Genomic DNA, 21,860 nt, shown 5'->3' on the forward strand with positions numbered 1-21,860 from the left:
GGCTGACCCAATGCGTCCTGCTCTGTCCGACTACCAGCACCTGGCAAGCGGCAAGGTCCGTGAGTTGTACCGCATCGACGACGAGCACCTGCTGTTCGTGGCGTCCGACCGTATCTCGGCCTACGACTATGTCCTCGATTCGCAGATCCCGGACAAGGGCCGGATCCTGACGGCGATGAGCGTGTTCTTCTTCGACCTGATCAGCGCGCCCAATCATCTCGCCGGGCCGCCGGACGACGAGCGCATCCCCGCCGAGGTCCTGGGCCGCGCGCTGGTGGTGAAGCAACTGAAGATGCTGCCGGTGGAATGTGTGGCCCGGGGCTACCTGACCGGTTCGGGGCTGATCGACTATCAGGCGTCGGGTTCGGTGTGCGGTATCCCGCTGCCGCCGGGCCTGGTGGAGGCGAGCAGGTTCGACGAGCCGCTGTTCACCCCGGCGACCAAGGCCGACATCGGTGAGCATGACGAGAACATCTCGTTCGCGCAGGTGATCGACCTGGTGGGGCCGGTGCTGGCCAACCAGCTGAAGGAACGCACCCTGCAGACCTACCTGCAAGGTGCCGACCATGCGTTGACGAAGGGCATCATCATCGCCGACACGAAGTTCGAGTTCGGCGTCGACGGGAACGGCAACGTGGTGCTGGCCGACGAGGTGTTCACCCCGGATTCGTCCCGGTACTGGCGCGCCGAGACCTATCAGCAGGGTGTGGTTCAGGACAGCTTCGACAAGCAGTTCGTCCGCAACTGGCTGACCGGGCCGGACTCCGGCTGGGACCGGCACGGCGACACGCCGCCGCCACCGCTGCCCGAAGAGATCGTGGCAGCCACCCGAGACCGGTACATCGAGGCGTACGAACGGATTTCGGGTCTGCGGTTCGCGGATTGGATCGGCGCATGACCCCGTCTGTGCAGCCACCGGTCGCCAAGCGGGGCAACCACCGCCGCGAGCACCACGGTGATGTGTTCATCGACCCCTACGAGTGGTTGCGGGACAAGGACAACCCCGAGGTCATCGCGCACCTGGAGGCCGAGAACGCCTACACCGAGGACGCCACCGGGCATCTGGAGCCGTTGCGGCAGAAGATCTTCGACGAGATCAAGGCGCGTACCAAGGAAACCGACCTCTCGGTGCCGATGCGCCGCAACGGTTGGTGGTACTACGCGCGCAGCTTCGAGGGCAAGCAGTACGCGGTGCATTGCCGGTGCCCGATCGGCGATCCCGACGACTGGACGCCGCCCCAGCTCGACGAGGGTGCCGAGATCCCGGGCGAACAGATCCTGCTGGACGAGAATGTCGAGGCCGACGGCCACGAGTACTTCTCGCTCGGCGCAGCCACGGTGAGTCTCGACGGCAATATCCTGGCCTACTCGGTGGACGTCCTGGGCGACGAGCGATACACCTTGAAGTTCAAGGACTTACGCACCGGTGAGCTCTATGACGACACGATCGCCGGGATCGGCGCGGGCGGTACCTGGGCGGCCGACAGCCGCACCCTGTACTACACCACGGTGGACGACGCCTGGCGGCCCGACACCGTGTGGCGGCACCGGCTGGCGTCGGGCCTGCCCGCCGAGAAGGTGTATCACGAACCGGACGAACGGTTCTGGGTCGCGATCGGTCGCAGCCGCAGCGACAAGTACCTGTTCGTCGCGTCGGGCAGCGCGGTCACCACCGAGGTCCGCTATGTCGATGCGACTGACCCGACCGCCGAGCTCACCACGGTGTGGGAGCGACGCGACCTGGTGGAGTACTCCGTCGAGCACGCCGTGGTCGGGGGCGAGGACCGGTTCCTCATCCTGCACAACGACGGCGCCGAGAACTTCATGCTGGTGGACGCCCCGGTCAGCGATCCCAGTGACCTGCGTCCCCTGATCGAGCACCGGTCCGATGTCCGCCTGGACGGCGTCGACGCGTTCGACGGTTTCCTGGTGATCAGTTACCGCAGTGACGCATTGCCGAAGATGGCGCTGTGGCCGCTGACCGCCGACGGCTACGGCACGCGCGAGGAGCTGACCTTCGACTCTGAGCTGACCGCCGCGGGGATGGGTGGCAATCCGAACTGGTCCACCCCGAAGTTGCGGATCGGTGCCACCTCGTTCATCACGCCGGCGCGGATCTACGACCTGGACCTGGCCACTGGCGAGCGCACGCTGCTGCGGGAGCAGCCGGTGCTGGGCGGTTACCGGCCGGAAGACTATGTGGAGCGCCGGGATTGGGCGACGGCGGCTGACGGTGCCCGGGTTCCCATCTCGATCATCCACCGGGCCGGGTTGCAATTCCCGGCGCCGGCGTTGCTCTACGGTTACGGCGCCTACGAGTCGTGTGAGGATCCGCGGTTCTCGATTGCCCGGTTGTCGCTGCTGGACCGCGGCATGGTGTTCGTGATCGCCCACGTGCGGGGCGGCGGCGAGTTGGGCCGGCCGTGGTACGAGCACGGCAAGCTGTTGGAGAAGACCAACACCTTCACCGATTTCATCGCGGCGGCAAGTCATCTCATCGACACCGGCGTGACCCGACCGCAGAATCTGGTGGCCCTCGGCGGCAGTGCCGGCGGGTTGTTGATGGGCGCGGTGGCCAACATGGCCCCGGAGTTGTTCGCCGGAATTCTGGCCCAGGTGCCGTTCGTCGATGCGCTGACGACGATCCTGGATCCGTCGTTGCCGCTGACCGTGACCGAGTGGGACGAGTGGGGAAATCCGTTGGAGGACCCCGAGGTATACCGGTATATGAAGTCCTACACGCCCTACGAGAACGTGGCGGCACAGGACTATCCGGCAATCCTGGCGATGACCTCACTCAACGACACCCGGGTGTACTACGTCGAACCGGCCAAATGGGTTGCCGCACTGCGACACACGAAGACCGACGGTCATCCGGTGCTGCTCAAGACCGAGATGGTGGCCGGTCACGGAGGCCTGTCCGGGCGCTACGAGCGGTGGAAGGAAGCCGCGTTCCAGTACGCCTGGCTGCTAGCCGCCGCCGACGGCGACAACTACGGCAGCGGCCAGGTAGACAGCCTCTTCGGCGGTCCGGACACCTAACCGCGAGGTCATCGATTTCGGCGGGTTCGGCATCCTGGCCGCGTGCACATTGGCCGGGAACATGACCAGCATGAGCAGGAACAGGCACACCGCTGCGACGACCCGGGTGGGCGGGTAGAGCAGTCCTGCCGCGCCCGCCAGTTCCAGCACACCGGTGACCGTCACCAGCAGGCCGGGCGCCGGTAGAGCGGGCGGCACGATGGCGATCATGTCGCGCCGCAACGGGTTGACGAAGTGTGCGACGCCGGTCATGACGAACATCGCGGCCAGTCCCACGGCGATGGCCTCAGGCCAGCTGTCGAGGTAGTGCACGCCCAAGAGTCCGATCACCCGAGCTGTCACGCTGCCGAGAATCAGGGTTAAAAAGACGGCCATCGCGGGCTCCCATCTTGTCAATGCCTAGATCGACACGCTACGCCGGATCTAGCCGCTGTCAAGATGCGGGATTAGGATGGACCACATGGGCTATCACCACGGCGACCTCAAGGCCGCGATCCTCGCGCAGGCCGCCGCCCTGGTGGCCGAACGCGGCGCCGACGGCATCTCGCTGCGCGAGCTCGCGCGGGCGGCCGGGGTCTCCCACGCGGCGCCGGCGCACCACTTCACGGACCGGCGCGGGCTGTTCACCGCCCTGGCCACCGAAGGGTTTCAGTTGCTGGCGGCGGCGCTGACCGGGGCCAGGCCGCAATTCATCGACGCCGCCAAGGCCTACGTGCGGTTCGCCCTCGACCACCCCGGCCACTACGAGGTGATGTTCGACAAATCGCTCTACGACGACACCGACCCCGAACTGGTTGCAGCCTCGTCGGCGGCCGGCGCCGAACTCAGCCGCGGCGTGGGCACCCTGGCCGACCCCAAGGCCGCAGCCGACCCGGAAGGTGCGGCGCTCGCCGCATGGTCCCTGGTGCACGGGTTTTCGATGTTGTGGCTCAACGACGCGATCGACACCGGGGGAGACCCGATCGCCAAAGTGGAGAGTCTGGCCGCAATCCTGTTCGACGGGTAAGGGGCGGAGCCGCGTCCGCTAACCTCATTGCGATGAGCCTCAACGACATTCCCCTGACCACTCTCGACGGCAAACCGACCACGTTGGCCGAGTTGGCAACCGGCGCAGCGCTGGTGGTCAACGTGGCCTCCAAGTGCGGGCTGACGCCGCAATACAGCGCCCTGGAGAAGCTCGCGCAGGATTACGCCGCACGCGGGCTGACTGTCGTCGGCGTCCCGTGCAACCAGTTCATGGGCCAGGAGCCGGGCAGCGCGGAGGAGATCCAGACCTTCTGCTCGAACACCTACGGCGTCACGTTCCCCTTGCTCGCCAAGACGGACGTCAACGGTGCCGACCGCCATCCGCTGTACTCCGAGCTGACCCAGGCCGCCGACGCCGATGGCGAGGCCGGAGACATCCAGTGGAACTTCGAAAAGTTTCTGCTCGCCCCGGGCGGCACGGTGGCCAACCGGTTCCGTCCCCGCACCGAGCCGGACGCACCCGAGGTCATCGCGGCCATCGAAGCGGTCCTGCCGGCCTGATCGTAGGTCTATCCCAATGGACACTCGGCGTCAGAGTGTTCGACACCGTCCCGACATGTGACGTTGCCACACTGGCAGCGTGACCGGACAACTCATCGTCTCGATATCGCAGATCAGCGATCGCACGATGGCCGATGTCGAGTCGTTCTGCGCCGAACTCGATGCCCGTGGCGTACCCGCCTCGATGTTGGTGGCGCCGCGCCTCAAGGGCGGCTACCGGTTGGACCGCGATGCCGACACCGTGGACTGGCTGGCCCGTCGGCGCAGCGGCGGTGACGCCATCGTGCTCCACGGCTATGACGAGGCCGCGACCAAGAAGCGTCGCGGAGAGTTCGCCTCTTTGCCCGCCCACGAGGCCAACCTGCGGCTGATGGGCGCGGACCGGGTGCTCGAACACCTCGGCCTGCGTTCTCGACTGTTTGCCGCCCCGGGTTGGACGGTGTCACAGGGCACGGTGACCGCATTGCCGCGCAACGGCTTTCGACTGCTCGCCGATCTCAACGGCATCACCGACCTGGTCCGCCAGACCACGACGCGCGCCCGCGTGGTCGGAATCGGGGAAGGATTCCTGTCCGAGCCCTGGTGGTGCCGGACCGTGGTCCTCGCGGCCGAACGGACGGCCCGACGCGAAGGAATGGTGCGCGTCGCCGTCGCTGCGCGGCACCTCCGACGGCCCGGCCCCCGGCAGGCCATGCTGGACGCAATCGACCTCGCTTTGCTGCATCAGTGCGTGCCCACCGTCTACCAATGGCGAGGGTCTGAGGTACTGACCGACGCCGCCTGACAAGGGCTACTCTTGCGTCTCATGACAGACGCCGATGTCATTGTCGTGGGGGCGGGTCTCGCCGGCCTGGTCGCTGCATGCGAGCTAGTCGAGCGGGGCCTGCGGGTCCTGATCGTCGACCAGGAGAACGCTGCCAACCTGGGTGGCCAGGCCTTCTGGTCGTTCGGTGGCCTGTTCTTCGTCGACAGTCCCGAACAGCGCAGGCTCGGCATCCGCGACAGTCAAGAGCTGGCACTGCAGGACTGGCTGGGCACCGCGGGGTTCGACCGTCCCGAGGATCACTGGCCCCGGGAGTGGGCGCATGCCTACGTCGATTTCGCCGCCGGCGAGAAGCGCAGTTGGTTGCGGGCCCGAGGTCTGCAGACGTTTCCTTTGGTCGGGTGGGCCGAGCGAGGTGGTTACGGCGCGTTGGGCCACGGCAACTCGGTGCCTCGCTTCCACATCACCTGGGGCACCGGTCCGGCGATCGTCGACGTCTTCGCCCGCCGTCTGGTGGACGAGCCCCGGGTGCGATTTGCCTACCGGCACCGCGTCGACGAGCTCATCGTCTCCGAGGGTGCTGTCGTCGGCGTCCGGGGTGCGGTGCTGGAGCCCTCCGACGTGCCGCGAGGAGCGGCCTCGTCGCGAAACACCGTCGGGGAGTTCGATTTCCGTGCTTCCGCGGTGATCGTGGCCAGCGGCGGAATCGGGGGCAACCACGATCTGGTGCGCAAGAACTGGCCCGCCCGCATGGGCCGGGTACCCGAGCAATTGCTCAGTGGCGTACCCGCGCACGTCGACGGCCGGATGATCGGTATCTCCGAGACCGCCGGAGCGCACGTCATCAACAGCGACCGGATGTGGCACTACACCGAAGGCATCACCAACTACGATCCGATCTGGCCCGACCACGGGATCCGCATCCTGCCCGGGCCGTCGTCATTGTGGTTGGACGCCAACGGAAAACGACTTCCCGGTCCGCTGTACCCCGGCTTCGACACCTTGGGCACGCTCGAACACATCTGCCGCACCGGGCAGGACTACACCTGGTTCATCCTCGACGCGCGGATCATCGCCAAGGAGTTCGCGCTGTCCGGCCAGGAACAGAACCCCGACCTCACCTCACGCAGCGTGCGTGAGGTGCTGGCCCGGGTGAAACCCGGCGCTCCGGCCCCGGTGCAGGCCTTCGTCGACCGTGGCGTCGACTTCGTCAGCGCGCGTTCGCTTCGCGAACTGGTGGCCGCGATGAACGACGTGCCCGACGTGGTCGAACTCGACTACGCCACCGTGGCCGCAGAAGTCACCGCACGCGACCGCGAGGTGGTCAACAAGTTCACCAAGGACGGACAGGTGACTGCAATCCGGGCGGCCCGAAATTACCTCGGCGACCGGTTCACCCGCGTCGTCGCGCCGCACCGGCTCACCGATCCCAAGGCGGGTCCGATGATCGCCGTCAAACTGCACATCCTCACCCGAAAGTCCTTGGGCGGTTTGGAAACCGACCTGGATTCCCGGGTGCTCAAGGAAGACGGCACCGCGTTCGCCGGCCTCTACGCCGCGGGCGAGGCGGCCGGATTCGGCGGCGGCGGGGTGCACGGTTACCGGTCTCTGGAAGGCACCTTCCTGGGTGGCTGCATCTTCTCAGGCCGGGCGGCCGGACGGGGCGCCGCAGCCGACATCGCCTGACGCGCAACCGTCAAAATGTGGTGCCGTTTTCCTCGGTGAGCACCTGGAAGTCGGTCTTCGTCATCTCGGAGAGCCGTCCGTAGTAGATGCCCCGCGCATTCGGCTCGATGATGCCCTGATGGATCGGCACCGCCCGCGTCGGCGCGACCGCGCGCAGGAAGTCCACGGCCTCCGAGATTTTCATCCACGGGGCCGCCGCCGGGGTGGCCAGCACGTCGACCGGTTCGCCGGGGACGAACAGCGCGTCCCCTGGATGCATGAGCCGGGCCGGATGCTCGTCGTCGCCCAGCAGGTACGAAATGTTATCGATCACAGGGATTTCCGGGTGGATCACGGCATGCTTGCCGCCGGTCCCGCGCACGTTCAGTGACCCGACCCGGAACTCGTCGCCGGGATGGACGGCCTGCCACGGCTCACCCAGCTGGGCGGCGGTCTGCGGGTCGGCATACAGCGCGGCCTGGGGGTTGGCGTCGATCAGCGCCGGCAACCGGGCGGTATCGGCGTGATCGGGATGCTGATGGGTGATCAGGATGGCCGACAAGCCGGTGATGCCTTCGAAACCGTGCGAGAAGTTACCCGGATCGAACAGCACGGTGGTGTCCGAAATGCTGGCCAGTAGGCACGAATGTCCGAAATGCGTGAGTTGCATACCTATATTGTGGCGCTCGGTGGGGCTATGGCGGGTGATCGTGGCGATGTCGATGGTGCTCTGCGGACTGGCCGCAGCGCCCCCTTCCGCTTGGTCAGAGCCCAGCGCCGACTGCCCGCCGCTGTGTGATCGCATCCCCGATTCGGCGTGGGCGACTGCGTCGCAACTCCCGTTGGCCCGCGAATACCGCTGGCCCGGACTGGCCGGCCTGGCCGTGACCGCAGTGGCACCGCGCTTCCGGCTCGAGGAGGAGTGTGGGTCGCCACTCGTGCCGGGGGATCCGCGCGGCTACGCCGTGGCGGCGCGCTCGGAGGTGACGCGGCCCGCCGGGCACTGGCAACTGCGGGTCCAGGTCCTGCATTGGCGCGGGGAGACATGGCAGGGCGGTCAGACCGCGCTCGCGGTGGTGCAGGGGGCAGCCGCGGCGCTGCGGGCGTGCCCGGGGGCTGGGACGGCCATCACCACCGACCGGCCCGGGCAGCTGGCGGCGGCGATCAACTTCGGCAACACCAAGGTGCTGCACCAGTACCTGCTCGCCGATCTGGACAACAGCACCGTGGTGGAGTTGGCCCTCTGGTCGAGCACGCCACCACAGGTTCCGTGGTCGGCTCCATCCGATCGTCAGGTGCTCGATGCGCTGGCCGACCCACTGTGCACGGCTTACATAGGGTCGTGCCGGTAGAGTGTGCGCCGTGGCAAAGGTGGTTGTGCACGTCATGCCCAAGGCAGAGATCCTCGACCCGCAAGGTCAGGCGATTGTCGGGGCACTTGGTCGGCTCGGACATGGTGGTATCGCAGACGTCCGTCAAGGCAAGCGTTTCGAGCTCGAAGTCGATGACTCCGTAGCCGACGAAACCTTGGCCGAGATCGCTGAATCTCTGCTGGCCAACACGGTTATCGAGGACTTTTCGGTGAGCCGGGAGGACTCGTGAGCACCCGTGTCGGGGTGATCACCTTCCCCGGGACGCTCGACGACGTCGACGCGGCCCGAGCCGTCCGTCTGGCCGGGGCCGAGGCGGTCAACCTGTGGCACGCCGACGCCGACCTGAAGGGCGTCGACGCGGTCGTCGTCCCCGGCGGGTTCTCCTACGGTGACTACCTGCGCTGCGGGGCGATCGCGAAGTTCGCGCCCGTCATGGGCTCGGTTGTCGAGGCGGCCGGCAAGGGCATGCCCGTGCTCGGCATCTGCAATGGCTTCCAGGTGCTGTGCGAGGCCGGTCTGCTGCCCGGCGCCTTGACTCGCAACGCCGGCCTTCATTTCATCTGCCGCGACGTGTGGCTGGAGGTTGCCTCCAACACCACCGCGTGGACGACCCGGTATGACGCCGGCGCCGACCTGCTGATCCCGCTCAAGTCGGGCGAGGGACGGTACGTCGCGTCCGAGGCGGTGCTCGATGAACTCGAGGGTGAGGGCCGCGTGGTCTTCCGCTACCGCGAGAACCTCAACGGCTCGATGCGCGGAATCGCGGGCGTCTGCTCGGAGAACCGTCGCGTCGTCGGCCTGATGCCGCACCCCGAACATGCCACCGAGGCGTTGACCGGTCCGTCCGACGACGGGCTCGGGTTGTTCTACTCCGCGTTGGACGCGGTTCTCTCGGTTTAGCGCAGATTTTTCTGGGCGGGCGCGAATTTCAGCGGAGTCATCGGCGAACTGATGTGTCCAAGATGACACTGCGGAAGGCGTTGCCGGGATATCTGTTCGCCAGTTGTCTTGGTCTGCTTGCCCTCGGCTGGACCGTGGTTTGCATCGGACGGCGCGACTTTTTGACCGCTGCGGTGACGCTCAGTTTAGGGGCGGCGTTCTTCAGCATGACGGTGCCGCCGACGAGATCGATTAGTGGGAGAGTTGAGCCACGGGTGTCCAGCGATGGTGGAGGGACGACGTTTCGGCCGGATCGGATATTTGAGATCGGGGCTCAGTCAATGTCGGTGTTCGGAACAATCGGCTTTGCCCTGTTCGCAATTTTCTATCCGCTTGGAAAGCTGGATATTCCAGTGCCGCACGCTGTGCGCTATTCGGTTCCATTCCTAGCTGGGGCGGTGGCGCTGATGGGGATTCCAACTATCTGGCTGATGATTCATCGTGGTGGTACGAAGTATCTGCGGCTGACGCCGGCTGGCTATGTGGTTGCCGAGGGCTACAAGCCGGAGCGTGGCGGATGGGACGAGATCATCGATGTCACGGGGGTGGTGCCTGAGTCGATTCGCCAGTTACCGAACGCTCTTGTTCTGGCTAAATCTGACGGCACCGCTGCAGTGCTCGCAGCGGGTGCAATTACGCCGGGTGGTCGGGATCTGCGTGAGTTGGTCCGCTTCTATTGGCAGCACCCAGGCTATCGGGACGAGCTTACTGACGATCGGGCGCTGGAAAGGCTGCAGAACAAGAACTTTGCAGCTGATCGATAGCGCCGCCTGCCCTCACGCTGCGGGCGTGCGCGGAGGCAGGCCCGCAGCGTAGAGCGCTTACGCGGTGAGGGCGACGGACGCCTCGGCGGTGTAGGCCAGGAACGTCAGGGTCTCCTGCAGGTACAGCTGCACGCTCTCCGCATCGTGGGACAGGTAGCCGATCGAGACATCGGTGCCCAGCTGTAGATCGAAATCGCCACCGCGGGTGGACAATACGAAGGCGCCGTCGATCGCGGGCGCCCAGATGATCTCACCGTCCACCAGTCGGCTCAGGTGCTCGCGGATCGGGTAGCCGTGCGCGGTGGTCTCGCTGACCTTGGTGTAGGTGGCCGCCGAGAGCAGCACCGAGTACGGCCCGTCGACACCGGCCAGTCGCAGCTCCGAAAGTGCCTGCGCGATCACGTCGGGAATCTCTCGGGCGTCGTCGGGCAGGGCCAGCGCCGGGTTGGAACTGGAGCTGCGGATGCCTTCGATCGAGGCCGCCGGGTAGCCCTCGAAGATCGCGCGGTCCTCGACGAACGCCAGCTTCTTGGCGGCTTCCTTGACCGGATCCCAGTCGGAGTCCTGAGCGCCGCGCTCGACGTCGTCGATTGCGGTGCGCGACACCGTGAAGGGCACCCGCAGCCGCACCAGTGGCCGCGCGTCGCGCAGGTGGGCCACCACGCCGTCACCGGGCGATTTCACGTCGAGCAGATGGCCGGTGCTGACCGCCGCGGTCACCGGGCCGCCGGGCTCGCTGACATCGACCACGCGCCGGCCGGCGATGTGCCGCTTGAAGGTTCGGCTGGCCTCGAGTTCGATCTCGGCCCAGGCGGACTCGGTGATCGGAGCAAGCTCGCGGTACAGGTTGTTCATTGCGGGATTCCTTTCAGACTGCCGATCGCCAGGGAGGTGTCTTGCTCGGCCGTCGCGGGTTCTTCGACCGGAACCGGAAGCGGCGGTGGATCATCGAGGAAGTCGATGGTGGGTACGAAGAACATGCCGCCTGTCACAGCGGTCGAGAAATCCAGGATTCGGTCTGTGTTGCCGGGCGGATCGCCGATGAACATGTTGGTCAGCATGCGTTCGGTGACATCCGGGTCAGCACAGTATCCGATGAAGTACGTGCCGAACTCGCCGCTGCCGAGCTCACCGAACGGCATGTTGCGGCGCACGATCTTCAGCTCGTTGCCGTCTTCGTCGGTGATCACGTTCAGCGCGATGTGGGAGTTGGAAGGTTTCACATCGTCGGACATTTCGATGTCGTCGAGCTTGGTGCGGCCGATCACGCGCTGCTGTTCCTCGACCGACAGGGAGCGCCAGTCCGTCATGGCGTGCACGTACTTCTGGATGTGCACGTAGCTGGCTCCCGCAAAATCGGGGTCCTCGCCGCCGATCCGAACGGCGGCCGACGCGGTGGACCCGTTGGGGTTCTCGGTGCCGTCGACGAAGCCGAGCAGATCGCGATTGTCGAAGTACTGGAACCCGTGCACCTCGTCGACAACCCTGACGGCGCTGCCGAACTCCTGCAGCATCCGGTCGGCCAGCTGGAAGCACACGTCCATGGTGTCGGCGCGGATGTGCAGCAACACGTCGCCCGGGGTCGACGGCGCCTGATGGCGGCCGCCGTCCAGCGCGATGAACGGATGCAGCTTCGCCGGGCGAGGTCCGGCGAACAAGCGGTCCCAGGCGGCCGAACCGATCCCCGCCACGAGTGACAACTCTTTGGTCGGGTCACGGAACCAGATCGAGCGGACGATGCCCGATATGTCGGGAAGCACGTCGTGAACGGCTTGCTCGCCGTCGTCCTCGATCGTCAGTACCAGGAATATGGCCGCCCGCGTCAGAAGGTTCAGCACTGGCTGCGGGATCGGATCGGGCACAAACCGACCCTACCGACACCCGCGGCGCGTTCGCCGGTCAAGATGAAAAGATGCCAGCAAGCGCCAAGGGTCTGTGCGAGTTCATCGACGCGTCGCCGTCGCCTTTCCACGTGTGTGCCACCGCGGCGCAACGCCTGATCGACGCGGGATTCACGGAGCTGGCCGAAACCGACAGCTGGCCTGCCACCGCGAGCGGTGAATCGGGCCTGTCGGGGAAGTTCTTCACGGTGCGAGCGGGCTCGCTGGTGGCGTGGAACACAGAGGGCGCCGACGCAGTGGCACCGTTCCGGGTGGTCGGCGGCCACACCGACAGCCCAAATCTGCGGGTCAAACAGCACCCGGACCGCGTCGTCGCGGGCTGGCAGGTGGTCGCGCTGGCGCCGTACGGCGGGGCCTGGCTGAACTCCTGGCTCGACCGCGACCTCGGGATCAGCGGCCGGCTCTCGGTCCGCGACGGCAACCGGATCGTCCACCGGCTGGTGCGGGTCGACGATCCGATCTTGCGCGTGCCACAGCTCGCCATCCACCTTTCCGAGGACCGCAAGGGAGTGAGCCCGGACCCACAGCGGCATGTCAACGCGGTGTGGGGGCTGGGGGAGCGACCTCGGTCCTTCGTCGGGTTCGTCGCCGAACGGGCCGGGGTCAGCGAGGGCGACGTGCTCGGCTTCGACCTGATGACCCACGACCTGGCGCCGTCGGCGGTCACCGGTGCCGACCGCGAGTTCGTCAGCGCGCCGCGACTGGACAACCAGGCCACCTGTTACGCGGGGCTTGAGGCGTTCCTGGCCGCAGACGCCGGCGCGCACGTGCCGGTGCTGGCGTTGTTCGACCACGAAGAGGTCGGCTCGACGTCGGATCACGGCGCCCAGTCAGAGCTGCTACCGACCGTGCTGGAGCGCATCGTGCTCGCTGCGGACGGTTCCCGGGAAGACTTCCTGCGCCGGGCGGCCGGCTCCATGGTGGCCTCCGGCGACATGGCGCACGCGACGCACCCGAACTACCCGGACCGTCACGAACCCGGACACCTGATCGAGGTCAACGCCGGGCCTGTGCTCAAAGTGCAGCCCAATCTGCGCTACGCCACCGACGGTCGTACCGCGGCGGCGTTCGCGCTGGCGTGCGATCAGGCGGGGGTGCCGCTGCAGCGCTACGAGCATCGCGCCGATCTGCCGTGCGGGTCGACCATCGGACCGATGACTTCTGCACGTACCGGGATCCCGACCGTCGACGTCGGTGCGGCGCAGTTGGCAATGCACTCCGCGCGCGAGTTCATGGGCGCCCGGGACGTCGCGGCGTACTCCGCGGCATTACAGGGGTTCTTGTCGCCGGTCTGATCTAGGGTCGGCGCCATGACGCTCTCGGTGGAAATGATCACGTTCGACTGCGCGGACCCGGACACACTCGCCGATTGGTGGGCGCGGGCGGTGAGCGGTTCTGTGAATGCCTATGCGCCAGGTGAATTCGTCCTCGTGCAGCGCGACGGTGGCCCGAATCTTGGCTTCCAGCGGGTACCCGACCCGACGCCGGGCAAGAACCGCGTACACCTCGACTTCCACGCCGCGGACATGGAAGCCGAGGTAGCCAGGCTGGTGGGCCTCGGCGCCACCGAAACGGGCAGGCACAACTTCGGCGAGGAATTCAACTGGGTCGTACTCAGCGACCCGGCCGGCAACGCGTTCTGTATCGCGGGCGGTTAACCACCGGTAGCTGGCAGGATTCCGGCCATGCTGTTGTCGCTCGTCGCGGTCTCGGTGGTGCTGGCCGGGTGGTCGCTCTTCTCGCGTGGCTTCGAGCGGCTACGGCTGACCGCGCCGATGGTGCTGGTGCTGGTCGGGATCGCGGTCGGCTTCACCACCCAGGATGCGTTGGCGTCGACGCTGAATGCCGTCACGGCCCAGCACGTCGCCGAGATCATCCTTGCGGTACTGCTTTTCGTCGACGCCACCGATGTCCGCGGCGGGTATCTCGGTGCCGATCCGCGGTCGGCGCTGCGGCTGCTGTTCATCGCGATGCCACTGGGTCTGGCCGCATCGGTGCTACTGGGGTTGTGGCTGATGCCGGGCCTGTCGTGGGCGGTGCTGCTGGTGATCGCCTGCGTGGTGGTGCCGATCGATTTCGCGCCGACATCGTCGCTGCTGCGCGACACCCGGATACCCGAGCGGGTCCGCGGCCTGTTGACCGTCGAGGCCGGATACAACGACGGCATCGTGTCGCCGGTGTTCATCTTCGCGCTGGTGCTGGCCTCCGATCGCACCGATGCCGAGACCCCGCTCGACGCCCTGGCCCGGGCCGTTCCCGACGCAGGTAAGGCGCTGCTGGTCGGTGCGGTCGTCGGCGCCGTTCTGGCCATCGCGACCAACAATGCCGAACGCCGCAGCCTGATGACCGGTCAAGCCAAGCGACTGATCCTGGTGACGGCTCCGCTGTTGTCCTTCGGCGCCAGTCTCGGTGTGGGTGGCAACGGCTTCGTCTCCGCTTTCGTCTGTGGCATCGCGTTCAACTACTTCCGGACCTCGCCGACCTTCGCCGCCGAGCTCGAGCTCGTCGACGATCTCGGATTCCTGCTGGCCTCGGTGATGTGGTTCGTGTTCGGGCTCACGGCGGTGCTGGCGCTCGGCTACGGCGTGCCGTGGGGGATCGTCGTGTTCTGCGTGCTCGCTCTAACCGTGGTGCGTATCGCCGCGGTGCTGCTGTCGATGGCCGGCTCGTCTCTGGGCTGGCGCGAGAGGCTGTTGCTGGGCGGGCTCGGGCCGCGTGGCACTCCGTCGATCGTGTTCGGACTGCTGGCCTTCAATGCCCTCGAAGGTGTGGCCGAACATACGGTCGCACAGGTACTGGTGGTGGCGGTCCTGGGCAGCGTCGTGCTGCACGGAGCGGGCGCACCGGCGGCTGCCCGCGCCTATGCGAAATCGCAGGCCAAACCGGTCACGTGAGGTCTGAACCCACTCGCCGCCGCATCATTGCGGGCAGCTCTCGAACTGGGCGCGCAGCCTGGTCTGCAGCTCCGTCAGCGGTGGTGTCCGCGGCTGGGGTTCCCGGGCATCCTTCGAACAACCGCCGGGACGGACGGTGATCCGTGCGTCGTCGATTTCGTACACCGCGGGCAGTCGCGAGTTCTTGATGAGCTGAAGTTGGCCGATGGCAACGCGATCCCCGTCGGCGCCGGCAGGCACGTCCTTGATGGACACGCGTGGCGGTTTCAGGTCGAACCCCCCTTTGGTCGGTGCCAGCTGATCGAGCGCCTCCCACAGAGACAGCTGTTCCGGACTGGGCAGGCCGTGGTTGGAACGGATGCTCGGTGCAGAGTTCGTGTCCGCGTCGAAGACCGCCCAGTCCGCGGTCGAGTCCGGAAAGTCGGTCATCAGCCTCCGAACCGAGGTGGCGAACTCCGTAGCGCTCAGCGGATCGCTCCGATGGTCGAGACTGCGCAGGGTCACCCGCAGATTGGTACTCGCTGGCCGCCAGTCGCCGTCGGGGGACGCCGATCCGGTGATCTCGTGCGCGTAGTCGCCCTGTGACAGTTTGAGCCAGTCCTGCCACGGCGGTTCCGGGGTGGTCTTCGACGGTTCGAAGCTCAGATACATCGTGGAGCCTGACTGGGCGGGGAAGGACGGGGCTGAACGTCTCACATAGACGCTGGCGCCCAACCCGCCGTACACCAGCGATCCGTGGATCTGGTCGGCGATGGTGCGGCCGAGCGCCGACAGTTGGTCAGTGGTGGCATCGGCGCTGACGTAGACCTCGAAGCTGGCGGTGCGGACCCCGAACCCGCTGTTGCTCGAGACGGTGTGTGTGACGAACGTGACGCCGGGCTGACTTTTCAAGACGTTGTCGATCAAGCCGGCCGACCACGAGCCCCTGAACTGGCAACACGTGATGCCGAGCGCCAACACGACACCGAGAATGGCCAGCCACACCTTCGGCCCGAGCTTTCGCATGTGCTGAGTATGCCGCCGCGGGGGCGGGTCGAGGCGCAGCCGGCAATCGCCTGGTCGGGCGTGCGCGAGCGGCAACGATAGACTTGTGGGCGTGACGTCTGAGCTCACCCACGCTATCGACACGGTGCAGCGGGCAGCCGCCACCCCTGATCAGCCCCAGCCGTACCGCGAACTCGGTCTCAAGGACGACGAGTACGAGCGGATTCGCGAGATCCTGGGTCGCCGCCCCACTGATGCCGAGCTGGCCATGTACTCGGTGATGTGGAGCGAACACTGCTCCTACAAGTCCTCCAAGGTGCACCTGCGCTACTTCGGCGAGACCACCACCGACGAGATGCGCGCCGGCATGCTGGCCGGCATCGGCGAGAACGCCGGCGTCGTCGACATCGGCGACGGCTGGGCGGTCACCTTCAAGGTCGAATCGCACAACCATCCGTCCTACGTCGAGCCCTACCAGGGCGCCGCGACCGGCGTCGGCGGCATCGTCCGCGACATCATGGCGATGGGCGCCCGGCCGGTGGCGGTCATGGATCAGCTGCGCTTCGGTGCGGCCGACGCGCCGGACACCCGCCGCGTGCTCGACGGTGTGGTCCGCGGGGTCGGCGGCTACGGCAACTCGCTGGGCCTGCCGAACATCGGCGGCGAGACGATCTTCGACCCCTCCTACGCGGGCAATCCGCTGGTCAACGCGCTGTGCGTCGGTGCGCTGCGCAAGGAAGACCTGCACCTGGCGTTCGCCTCGGGTACCGGCAACAAGATCATCCTGTTCGGTGCGCGCACCGGCCTGGACGGCATCGGCGGTGTCTCGGTGCTGGCATCGGACACCTTCTCCGGTGACGAGAGCGGTGCGGGCCGCAAGAAGCTCCCGAGCGTTCAGGTGGGCGACCCGTTCACCGAGAAGGTGCTCATCGAGTGTTGCCTTGAGCTGTACTCCGCCGGCCTGGTGGTCGGTATCCAAGACCTCGGCGGAGCCGGATTGTCCTGTGCTACATCCGAACTCGCGTCTGCCGGTGATGGCGGCATGCGCATCGAGCTGGATCAGGTGCCGCTGCGGGCCAAGGACATGACCCCGGCCGAGGTGCTCTCCAGTGAGTCGCAGGAACGCATGTGCGCCGTGGTGACGCCGGAGAACGTCGAGGCGTTCATGGCCGTCTGCCGTAAGTGGGACGTGCTGGCCACGGTGATCGGCGAGGTCACCGACGGGGACCGGCTGGAGATCACCTGGCACGGTGACACCGTGGTGGACGTCCCGCCGCGCACCGTGGCCCACGAAGGCCCCGTCTACCAGCGGCCGGTGGCCCGCCCCGACACCCAGGACGCCCTGGTCGCCGACACCTCGGCGAACCTGCCGCGGCCCAAGACCGGCGACGAGCTCAAGGCCACCCTGCTGGCACTGATCGGCAGCCCGCACCTGTGCAGCCGAGCATTCATCACCGAGCAGTACGACCGCTACGTCCGCGGCAACACCGTACTGGCCGAGCATGCCGACGGTGGCGTGCTGCGCATCGACGAGACCACCGGCCGCGGCATCGCGGTCTCCACCGACGCGTCGGGCCGCTACACCCAGCTCGATCCGTACACCGGCGCGCAGCTGGCGCTGGCCGAGGCCTACCGCAACGTCGCGGTCACCGGAGCCACCCCGGTCGCGGTGACCAACTGCCTCAACTTCGGGTCGCCCGAGGACCCGGGTGTGATGTGGCAGTTCAGCCAGGCTGTCCGGGGGCTGGCCGATGGCTGTGCCGCCCTGGGCATTCCGGTCACGGGCGGCAACGTCAGCTTCTACAACCAGACCGGCTCGACCGCGATCCTGCCGACCCCGGTGGTCGGCGTGCTCGGCGTGATCGACGACGTCAAGCGACGCATCCCCACCGGCCTGGGTACCGAACCGGGCGAGACGCTGCTGCTGCTCGGAGACACCCACGACGAGTTCGACGGCTCGGTCTGGGCGCAGGTCACCGCCGATCATCTGGGCGGGGTTCCGCCGAAGGTGGACCTGGCCCGCGAGAAGCTGCTGGCCGAGGTGCTGACCGCGGCCTCGCGCGACGGCCTGATCTCGGCCGCCCACGATCTGTCCGAGGGCGGGCTGATCCAGGCCGTGGTCGAGGCTGCGCTGGCCGGTGAAACCGGTTGCCGGGTAATCCTTCCGGAAGGCGCCGATCCTTTTGTGACACTGTTCTCCGAGTCCGCCGGCCGGGTCTTGGTGGCGGTGCCCCGCACCGAGGAGAGCCGGTTCCGGTCTATGTGTGAGGCCAGGGACCTGCCGGTGACCCGGGTCGGCGTGGTGGACCAGGGAAGCGATTCGATCGAGGTCCAAGGACAGTTCAGTATTTCGCTCGCGGAGCTACGGAGCACGTCGGAGGGCGTGCTGCCCGGGCTGTTCGGGTGACGGGGGAAACCCTCGACGAACGTCATCCTCTGCTGCGCTGGGCCTGGAGCCTGGTGCGACTGGACTTCACCGGCATCGCCGTCGGAGCCCTGTTCTTCTGTCTCTCGCTGACTCCGTCGCTGCTGCCGCGCGATTGGCTGTTCGCCGGATTGATCGGCGGCATCAACGCTGCGATCGGCTACGGCATCGGGGTCCTGTTGGGGAAAGCGCTGTACCGCTTCGTGTTACGGCGCAGGGCGTGGTGGCCCCCGGGTAAGCGGGTGCTGCTCGGCCTCAAGGTGGTTGTCGTGACCGGGGCGATCACGGCATCGATCCTGATGCTGATTCCCGCGGCGGCCTGGCAACGACAGGTCTCGGCTCTGATGGGCATGGAAGGCCCGGCTACGGCGGGCTATCTGCGGACCCTGATCATCGCGGTCGCGGTGGCGGCGGGGTTGATCGCCACGGCGCGGATGCTGCGTGACTTCGTGCGACTGCTGGCCAAGGTGTTCATCCGCCGCTGGCATCTGCACCGGGAGGTGGCCCAGTTCATCGGTACCGCCATCGTGGTAGTGCTGGTCGTCACGCTCGTCAACGGTGTGCTCTACCGTGGGTTCCTGGCCGGCGCCAGTCGGGTGTTCCAGCCGCAGAACTCCACCACCCGCGAAGGCGTCAGCCAACCTTCCGAACCCGAAAGATCGGGCAGCCCAGCGTCATTCGCAGCCTGGGATTCTCTGGGGTTCCAGGGCCGCAACTTCGTCGCGACCGGCCCGCGCGCCGCCGAGCTCGAGAAACTCAACGGTGCGCCCGCGCGGGAACCCATCCGGGTGTACGCCGGCCTGCATACCGCGGACTCCGACGATCAGCGGATCGCGGTGTTGCTCAGCGAACTTGAGCGCACCCACGCCTTCGACCGCAAGCTGCTGGTGATCGTCCCCACCACCGGAACCGGTTGGGTCAACCCGATGGCCGCCCGCGCGCTGGAACTGATGTACAACGGGGACACCGCGATGGTCGGCATGCAGTATTCCTATCTGCCGAGCTGGATCTCGTTCATGGGCGACCGCGAGAAGTCGATGAACAACGGCCGGTTGATGATCGACGCGATCCACGCCCGCTGGGAACAACTGCCGCCCGAGCACCGGCCCAAGCTGGTGCTCTACGGGGAGAGCCTGGGATCCATGGCCGGGCAGGGCGCCTTCAGCTGGCTGCCCGACATCTCCAGGATGGGCTTCTCCTCGGTGCTGTGGGTCGGCCCGCCCAACGCGAGCCCGCTGTGGCGCGGCCTGACCGTGCGCCGTGACCCGGGCACCCCGCAGGTGCGTCCCCGCTACGACAACGGGCGCACCGTCCGGTTCTCCGAGGCCGCCGACGCCGCCGAGATCGCCGCCGACGCCGCCGAGCCGTGGGAGGGCACCAGGGTCCTGTTTCTGCAACACCCTTCCGACCCGATCATCTGGTGGTCGACGGATCTGCTGTTCTCCGAACCGGATTGGCTGGTCGAACCGCCCGGGACGGATCGCACCGCCTCGATGCGGTGGTACCCGATCATCACGTTCTGGCAGGTGGCCGCCGACATCACCAACGCCTCCAGCGTGCCCAACGGACACGGGCACAACTATGGCGAATCGGTGCTCGACGGCTGGGCTGCGGTGGCCGCACCAGACGGCTGGACGCGCGACGACACCGAACGCATCCGGCTGGCGCTGGAGAAGACCGCCGCCGACGACGGCCCCGAATACTGATGGCGGCGAGTCGGGTTCGCGCCGTGACGCTGGCGGCCGGCCTGGTGGTATGGAACGGTCTGGTCGATCCGAGGCTGCCGGCTCGGTGGCAACCGCTGGTGCGCGCGGTCCTCGGCAGTGCGTTGATGGTCGGGACCGGGGCCCGGCCGGGTTTGCGGCCGCCGGCGTTGTGGTCGGGTGTGCGACTGGGTGCGGCGGCTGCCACCGCGGTGAGCGCCGGTGTGGCCGCGACCTCCGCGGTGCCGATCGTCCGCACCGGGATGCGCGAAAAGACCCTGCCTGCAGCGCCCGGCAGCTGGTTGCTGCTGCGGATCCCGCTCGGGACCGTCTGGCCGGAGGAGGCGGCTTTCCGCGCCGCACTCGGCAAGGTCGGTGCCGAAGCGTTCGGCCCGGCCGGCGGTCAGGTGCTGCAGGCCACCGCGTTCGGGCTGTCCCATATCGCCGACGCGCGCGCCGCGGCCCAGCCCGTGATTCCGACCGTGCTGGTCACCGGCGTCGCCGGGTGGGTGTTCGGCCGGCTCGCGCAGCGGTCGGCGAGCCTGGTCGCGCCGATGCTGGCGCACCTGGCGATCAATGAGGCGGGCGCGCTGGCTGCACTGGCCTGCCAAGCCGTGCCAGCAGGGCTGCCACCGCGAGGATCGCGGCCGTGACGATCAGCGGCCACAAGGTGGGCATCGAGAAATCGGTGACCCGCAGCGGGATCAACACCACACAGACCGCCACCACGACCAGGATCAACCGCGGTGCCTGCTGTGCCGCGGCCGAACCATCCACCCGCGAATTGGCCTCGGCGACGAGCACATAGACCGCCACCAGGAGCAGTGCGGGGACCACCACCGGCAGTCTGCCGACGTAATCCTGGAACCGGGAGAAGGTCACGGCCAGAACACACATCACCGCGGGCACCAGGAGCGCCACCTCCGGGCCCGACCCGAACAACCGTCCCGCGACCCGGGTGGCCGCCCACATCAGGGCCAGCAACGCAGCCGAGCCCAGGCACAATGCTCCGGTGGTGAACCAGTAGAAACCGGCATCGGCGAAGTACTCGGAGATGATCAGTGAGAGGTTCACGGCGGTGCTGTGAAACCCGCCGGTCGCGCCGATGTTGGCGGCTGCCAGCAGGACCACCGCGCCCAGTGCCGTAACGCCCACCGCGGTGCCCACCGGCCGCGCCACCGACTCCAGACGGCCGCTCACCACGGTCGCCGCCTCGAAACCAACCAGGCCGAGGCCGAGCGGGATGGCCGCCGCGGTGGCCAGCAGGACCGAATCGACGTGGGAGCTCCCCATCATCATCGGCGGTGTACCCGCCGCCACCCGGGCCATGATCGCCAGCGCCAGATAGCCGAAGACCAGCAGGCCCACGCCGGCCAGGGCGGCAGCCGTAGCACCCACCGCGCGGGTCGGCAGGTAGGCCACCACCGCACCCGCGATCACCACCACGGCCACCGACCAACCGGGCCACCACCAGCCCGCCAGCGCGGTCTCCAGGTCCGGTGCGCCGGTCAGCGGCTGCAGTGCGAGAGTCAGCGCGGCGCCCACCCCCAGAAGTCCATACGCCGCCAGTTGGACGAGGCTGGTGAACCGCCCGGCCGCCGGACCGACGGTGGCGGCGACCAGATCACCCGTCGACACCGCCTGCGGCGCGTACCGGTGCAGGCGGGCGAACGCGACGACCAACACCGCCGCGATCGCCGCGGCGCACAGGCCGGCCACCCCGTTGAAGATCGCGGCGCCGATCGGTGCGAGGGACAGTCCGAGGGCGCGCCACGCGGGCAGAGGGGGCGGCCAGGTTGCGGACGGTTCGGGGCTCGCCGGTACTGCGCGTTTAGGCATTCGCACTGCCGTTCACAAAGTCCCCTCTCACCCGAATCCCC

At 67.5% G+C, this 21,860-nt stretch carries 22 protein-coding genes; 16 read left to right on the forward strand and 6 right to left on the reverse strand.

The window, feature by feature from the left end:
• Positions 1 to 10 precede the first annotated feature (10 nt).
• Positions 11 to 898, forward strand: coding sequence for a phosphoribosylaminoimidazolesuccinocarboxamide synthase (locus AB0876_RS01710; protein WP_526041013.1), 888 nt, complete (start codon positions 11 to 13; stop codon positions 896 to 898).
• Positions 895 to 3,042 carry a S9 family peptidase gene (locus AB0876_RS01715; protein WP_526041014.1) on the forward strand — a complete coding sequence of 716 codons (2,148 nt, stop codon included), beginning with the start codon at positions 895 to 897 and terminating at the stop codon, positions 3,040 to 3,042. Before AB0876_RS01710 ends, AB0876_RS01715 begins: the two co-directional genes overlap by 4 nt.
• On the opposite strand, the gene AB0876_RS01720 is transcribed toward AB0876_RS01715, so the two are convergent.
• Positions 2,971 to 3,417, reverse strand: coding sequence for a DoxX-related protein (locus AB0876_RS01720; RefSeq protein WP_526041015.1), 447 nt, complete (start codon positions 3,415 to 3,417; stop codon positions 2,971 to 2,973). The genes AB0876_RS01715 and AB0876_RS01720 overlap by 72 nt on opposite strands.
• A gap of 85 nt (positions 3,418 to 3,502) precedes the next feature.
• Here AB0876_RS01720 and AB0876_RS01725 point away from each other — a divergent pair, with 85 nt between their 5' ends.
• The 4 genes from AB0876_RS01725 (at position 3,503) to AB0876_RS01740 (ending at position 7,018) form a co-directional block, all read left to right on the forward strand.
• Positions 3,503 to 4,048, forward strand: a complete 546-nt coding sequence (locus AB0876_RS01725; protein ID WP_491837313.1) for a TetR/AcrR family transcriptional regulator — start codon at positions 3,503 to 3,505, stop codon at positions 4,046 to 4,048.
• 32 nt (positions 4,049 to 4,080) lie between these two features.
• Positions 4,081 to 4,569 (forward strand): glutathione peroxidase, encoded by a 489-nt coding sequence (locus tag AB0876_RS01730; protein ID WP_526041016.1) that lies wholly within the window; start codon positions 4,081 to 4,083, stop codon positions 4,567 to 4,569.
• Between the two features lie 79 nt (positions 4,570 to 4,648).
• Positions 4,649 to 5,353, forward strand: a complete 705-nt coding sequence (locus AB0876_RS01735; RefSeq protein WP_526041017.1) for a DUF2334 domain-containing protein — start codon at positions 4,649 to 4,651, stop codon at positions 5,351 to 5,353.
• 21 nt (positions 5,354 to 5,374) lie between these two features.
• On the forward strand, positions 5,375 to 7,018 hold the full coding sequence (locus AB0876_RS01740) for an FAD-binding dehydrogenase (protein ID WP_526041018.1): 1,644 nt from the start codon (positions 5,375 to 5,377) through the stop codon (positions 7,016 to 7,018).
• Positions 7,019 to 7,028: 10 nt separating this feature from the next.
• On the opposite strand, the gene AB0876_RS01745 is transcribed toward AB0876_RS01740, so the two are convergent.
• Positions 7,029 to 7,667 carry an MBL fold metallo-hydrolase gene (locus AB0876_RS01745; RefSeq protein ID WP_526041019.1) on the reverse strand — a complete coding sequence of 213 codons (639 nt, stop codon included), beginning with the start codon at positions 7,665 to 7,667 and terminating at the stop codon, positions 7,029 to 7,031.
• Between the two features lie 46 nt (positions 7,668 to 7,713).
• Between AB0876_RS01745 and AB0876_RS01750 the strand changes: the two genes are divergently transcribed.
• From AB0876_RS01750 to AB0876_RS01765, 4 genes are all read left to right on the forward strand, one after another.
• Positions 7,714 to 8,349 (forward strand): ATPase, encoded by a 636-nt coding sequence (locus AB0876_RS01750; protein ID WP_526041459.1) that lies wholly within the window; start codon positions 7,714 to 7,716, stop codon positions 8,347 to 8,349.
• 10 nt (positions 8,350 to 8,359) lie between these two features.
• Positions 8,360 to 8,599 (forward strand): phosphoribosylformylglycinamidine synthase subunit PurS, encoded by a 240-nt coding sequence (purS, locus tag AB0876_RS01755; protein WP_054603966.1) that lies wholly within the window; start codon positions 8,360 to 8,362, stop codon positions 8,597 to 8,599.
• The gene (purQ, locus tag AB0876_RS01760) at positions 8,596 to 9,270 is read left to right on the forward strand and encodes a phosphoribosylformylglycinamidine synthase subunit PurQ (protein WP_064884738.1); all 675 of its coding nucleotides are present in this window, start codon (positions 8,596 to 8,598) and stop codon (positions 9,268 to 9,270) included. The genes purS and purQ overlap by 4 nt, the downstream gene beginning before the upstream one ends.
• A 62-nt stretch (positions 9,271 to 9,332) precedes the next feature.
• Positions 9,333 to 10,073 (forward strand): hypothetical protein, encoded by a 741-nt coding sequence (locus tag AB0876_RS01765; protein WP_526041020.1) that lies wholly within the window; start codon positions 9,333 to 9,335, stop codon positions 10,071 to 10,073.
• A gap of 57 nt (positions 10,074 to 10,130) precedes the next feature.
• On the opposite strand, the gene AB0876_RS01770 is transcribed toward AB0876_RS01765, so the two are convergent.
• Together AB0876_RS01770 and AB0876_RS01775 are read right to left on the reverse strand one after the other, a co-directional pair.
• Entirely contained in the window at positions 10,131 to 10,928 is a 798-nt protein-coding gene (locus AB0876_RS01770) for a family 1 encapsulin nanocompartment shell protein (protein WP_064884745.1), read from the reverse strand.
• Complete coding sequence (locus AB0876_RS01775) at positions 10,925 to 11,935, reverse strand: Dyp-type peroxidase (protein ID WP_491837321.1); 1,011 nt, start codon at positions 11,933 to 11,935, stop codon at positions 10,925 to 10,927. Before AB0876_RS01775 ends, AB0876_RS01770 begins: the two co-directional genes overlap by 4 nt.
• Positions 11,936 to 11,985: 50 nt before the next feature.
• Between AB0876_RS01775 and AB0876_RS01780 the strand changes: the two genes are divergently transcribed.
• Genes AB0876_RS01780 through AB0876_RS01790 form a run of 3 tightly spaced genes read left to right on the forward strand, consistent with a single transcriptional unit; the run spans position 11,986 to position 14,868 of the window.
• Positions 11,986 to 13,269, forward strand: a complete 1,284-nt coding sequence (locus tag AB0876_RS01780; protein WP_526041021.1) for a M18 family aminopeptidase — start codon at positions 11,986 to 11,988, stop codon at positions 13,267 to 13,269.
• Positions 13,270 to 13,284: 15 nt separating this feature from the next.
• Positions 13,285 to 13,632: a VOC family protein gene (locus tag AB0876_RS01785; RefSeq protein WP_055117733.1), complete on the forward strand. Its 348-nt coding sequence runs from the start codon at positions 13,285 to 13,287 to the stop codon at positions 13,630 to 13,632.
• A 27-nt stretch (positions 13,633 to 13,659) separates the two neighbouring features.
• Positions 13,660 to 14,868 (forward strand): cation:proton antiporter domain-containing protein, encoded by a 1,209-nt coding sequence (locus AB0876_RS01790; RefSeq protein WP_526041022.1) that lies wholly within the window; start codon positions 13,660 to 13,662, stop codon positions 14,866 to 14,868.
• Between the two features lie 24 nt (positions 14,869 to 14,892).
• Here the strand turns inward: AB0876_RS01790 and AB0876_RS01795 are convergent, their stop codons facing one another.
• Positions 14,893 to 15,873 (reverse strand): hypothetical protein, encoded by a 981-nt coding sequence (locus AB0876_RS01795; RefSeq protein ID WP_526041023.1) that lies wholly within the window; start codon positions 15,871 to 15,873, stop codon positions 14,893 to 14,895.
• A gap of 115 nt (positions 15,874 to 15,988) precedes the next feature.
• Between AB0876_RS01795 and purL the strand changes: the two genes are divergently transcribed.
• Genes purL through AB0876_RS01810 form a run of 3 tightly spaced genes read left to right on the forward strand, consistent with a single transcriptional unit; the run spans position 15,989 to position 20,633 of the window.
• Positions 15,989 to 18,259 (forward strand): phosphoribosylformylglycinamidine synthase subunit PurL, encoded by a 2,271-nt coding sequence (gene purL, locus AB0876_RS01800; protein ID WP_526041460.1) that lies wholly within the window; start codon positions 15,989 to 15,991, stop codon positions 18,257 to 18,259.
• Positions 18,256 to 19,983: an alpha/beta hydrolase gene (locus AB0876_RS01805; protein WP_526041024.1), complete on the forward strand. Its 1,728-nt coding sequence runs from the start codon at positions 18,256 to 18,258 to the stop codon at positions 19,981 to 19,983. Before purL ends, AB0876_RS01805 begins: the two co-directional genes overlap by 4 nt.
• Positions 19,983 to 20,633, forward strand: a complete 651-nt coding sequence (locus AB0876_RS01810; RefSeq protein ID WP_526041025.1) for an Rv0804 family intramembrane glutamic endopeptidase — start codon at positions 19,983 to 19,985, stop codon at positions 20,631 to 20,633. The genes AB0876_RS01805 and AB0876_RS01810 overlap by 1 nt, the downstream gene beginning before the upstream one ends.
• Here AB0876_RS01810 and AB0876_RS01815 read toward each other — a convergent pair.
• A complete protein-coding gene (locus tag AB0876_RS01815; protein ID WP_526041026.1) occupies positions 20,554 to 21,819 on the reverse strand; it encodes a hypothetical protein in 1,266 nt (421 codons plus the stop codon). The genes AB0876_RS01810 and AB0876_RS01815 overlap by 80 nt on opposite strands.
• Between the last annotated feature and the right edge of the window lie 41 nt (positions 21,820 to 21,860).

It is taken from the genome of Mycobacterium sp. NPDC049093, from assembly GCF_040704635.1.
Classification (GTDB): Bacteria; Actinomycetota; Actinomycetes; order Mycobacteriales; family Mycobacteriaceae; genus Mycobacterium.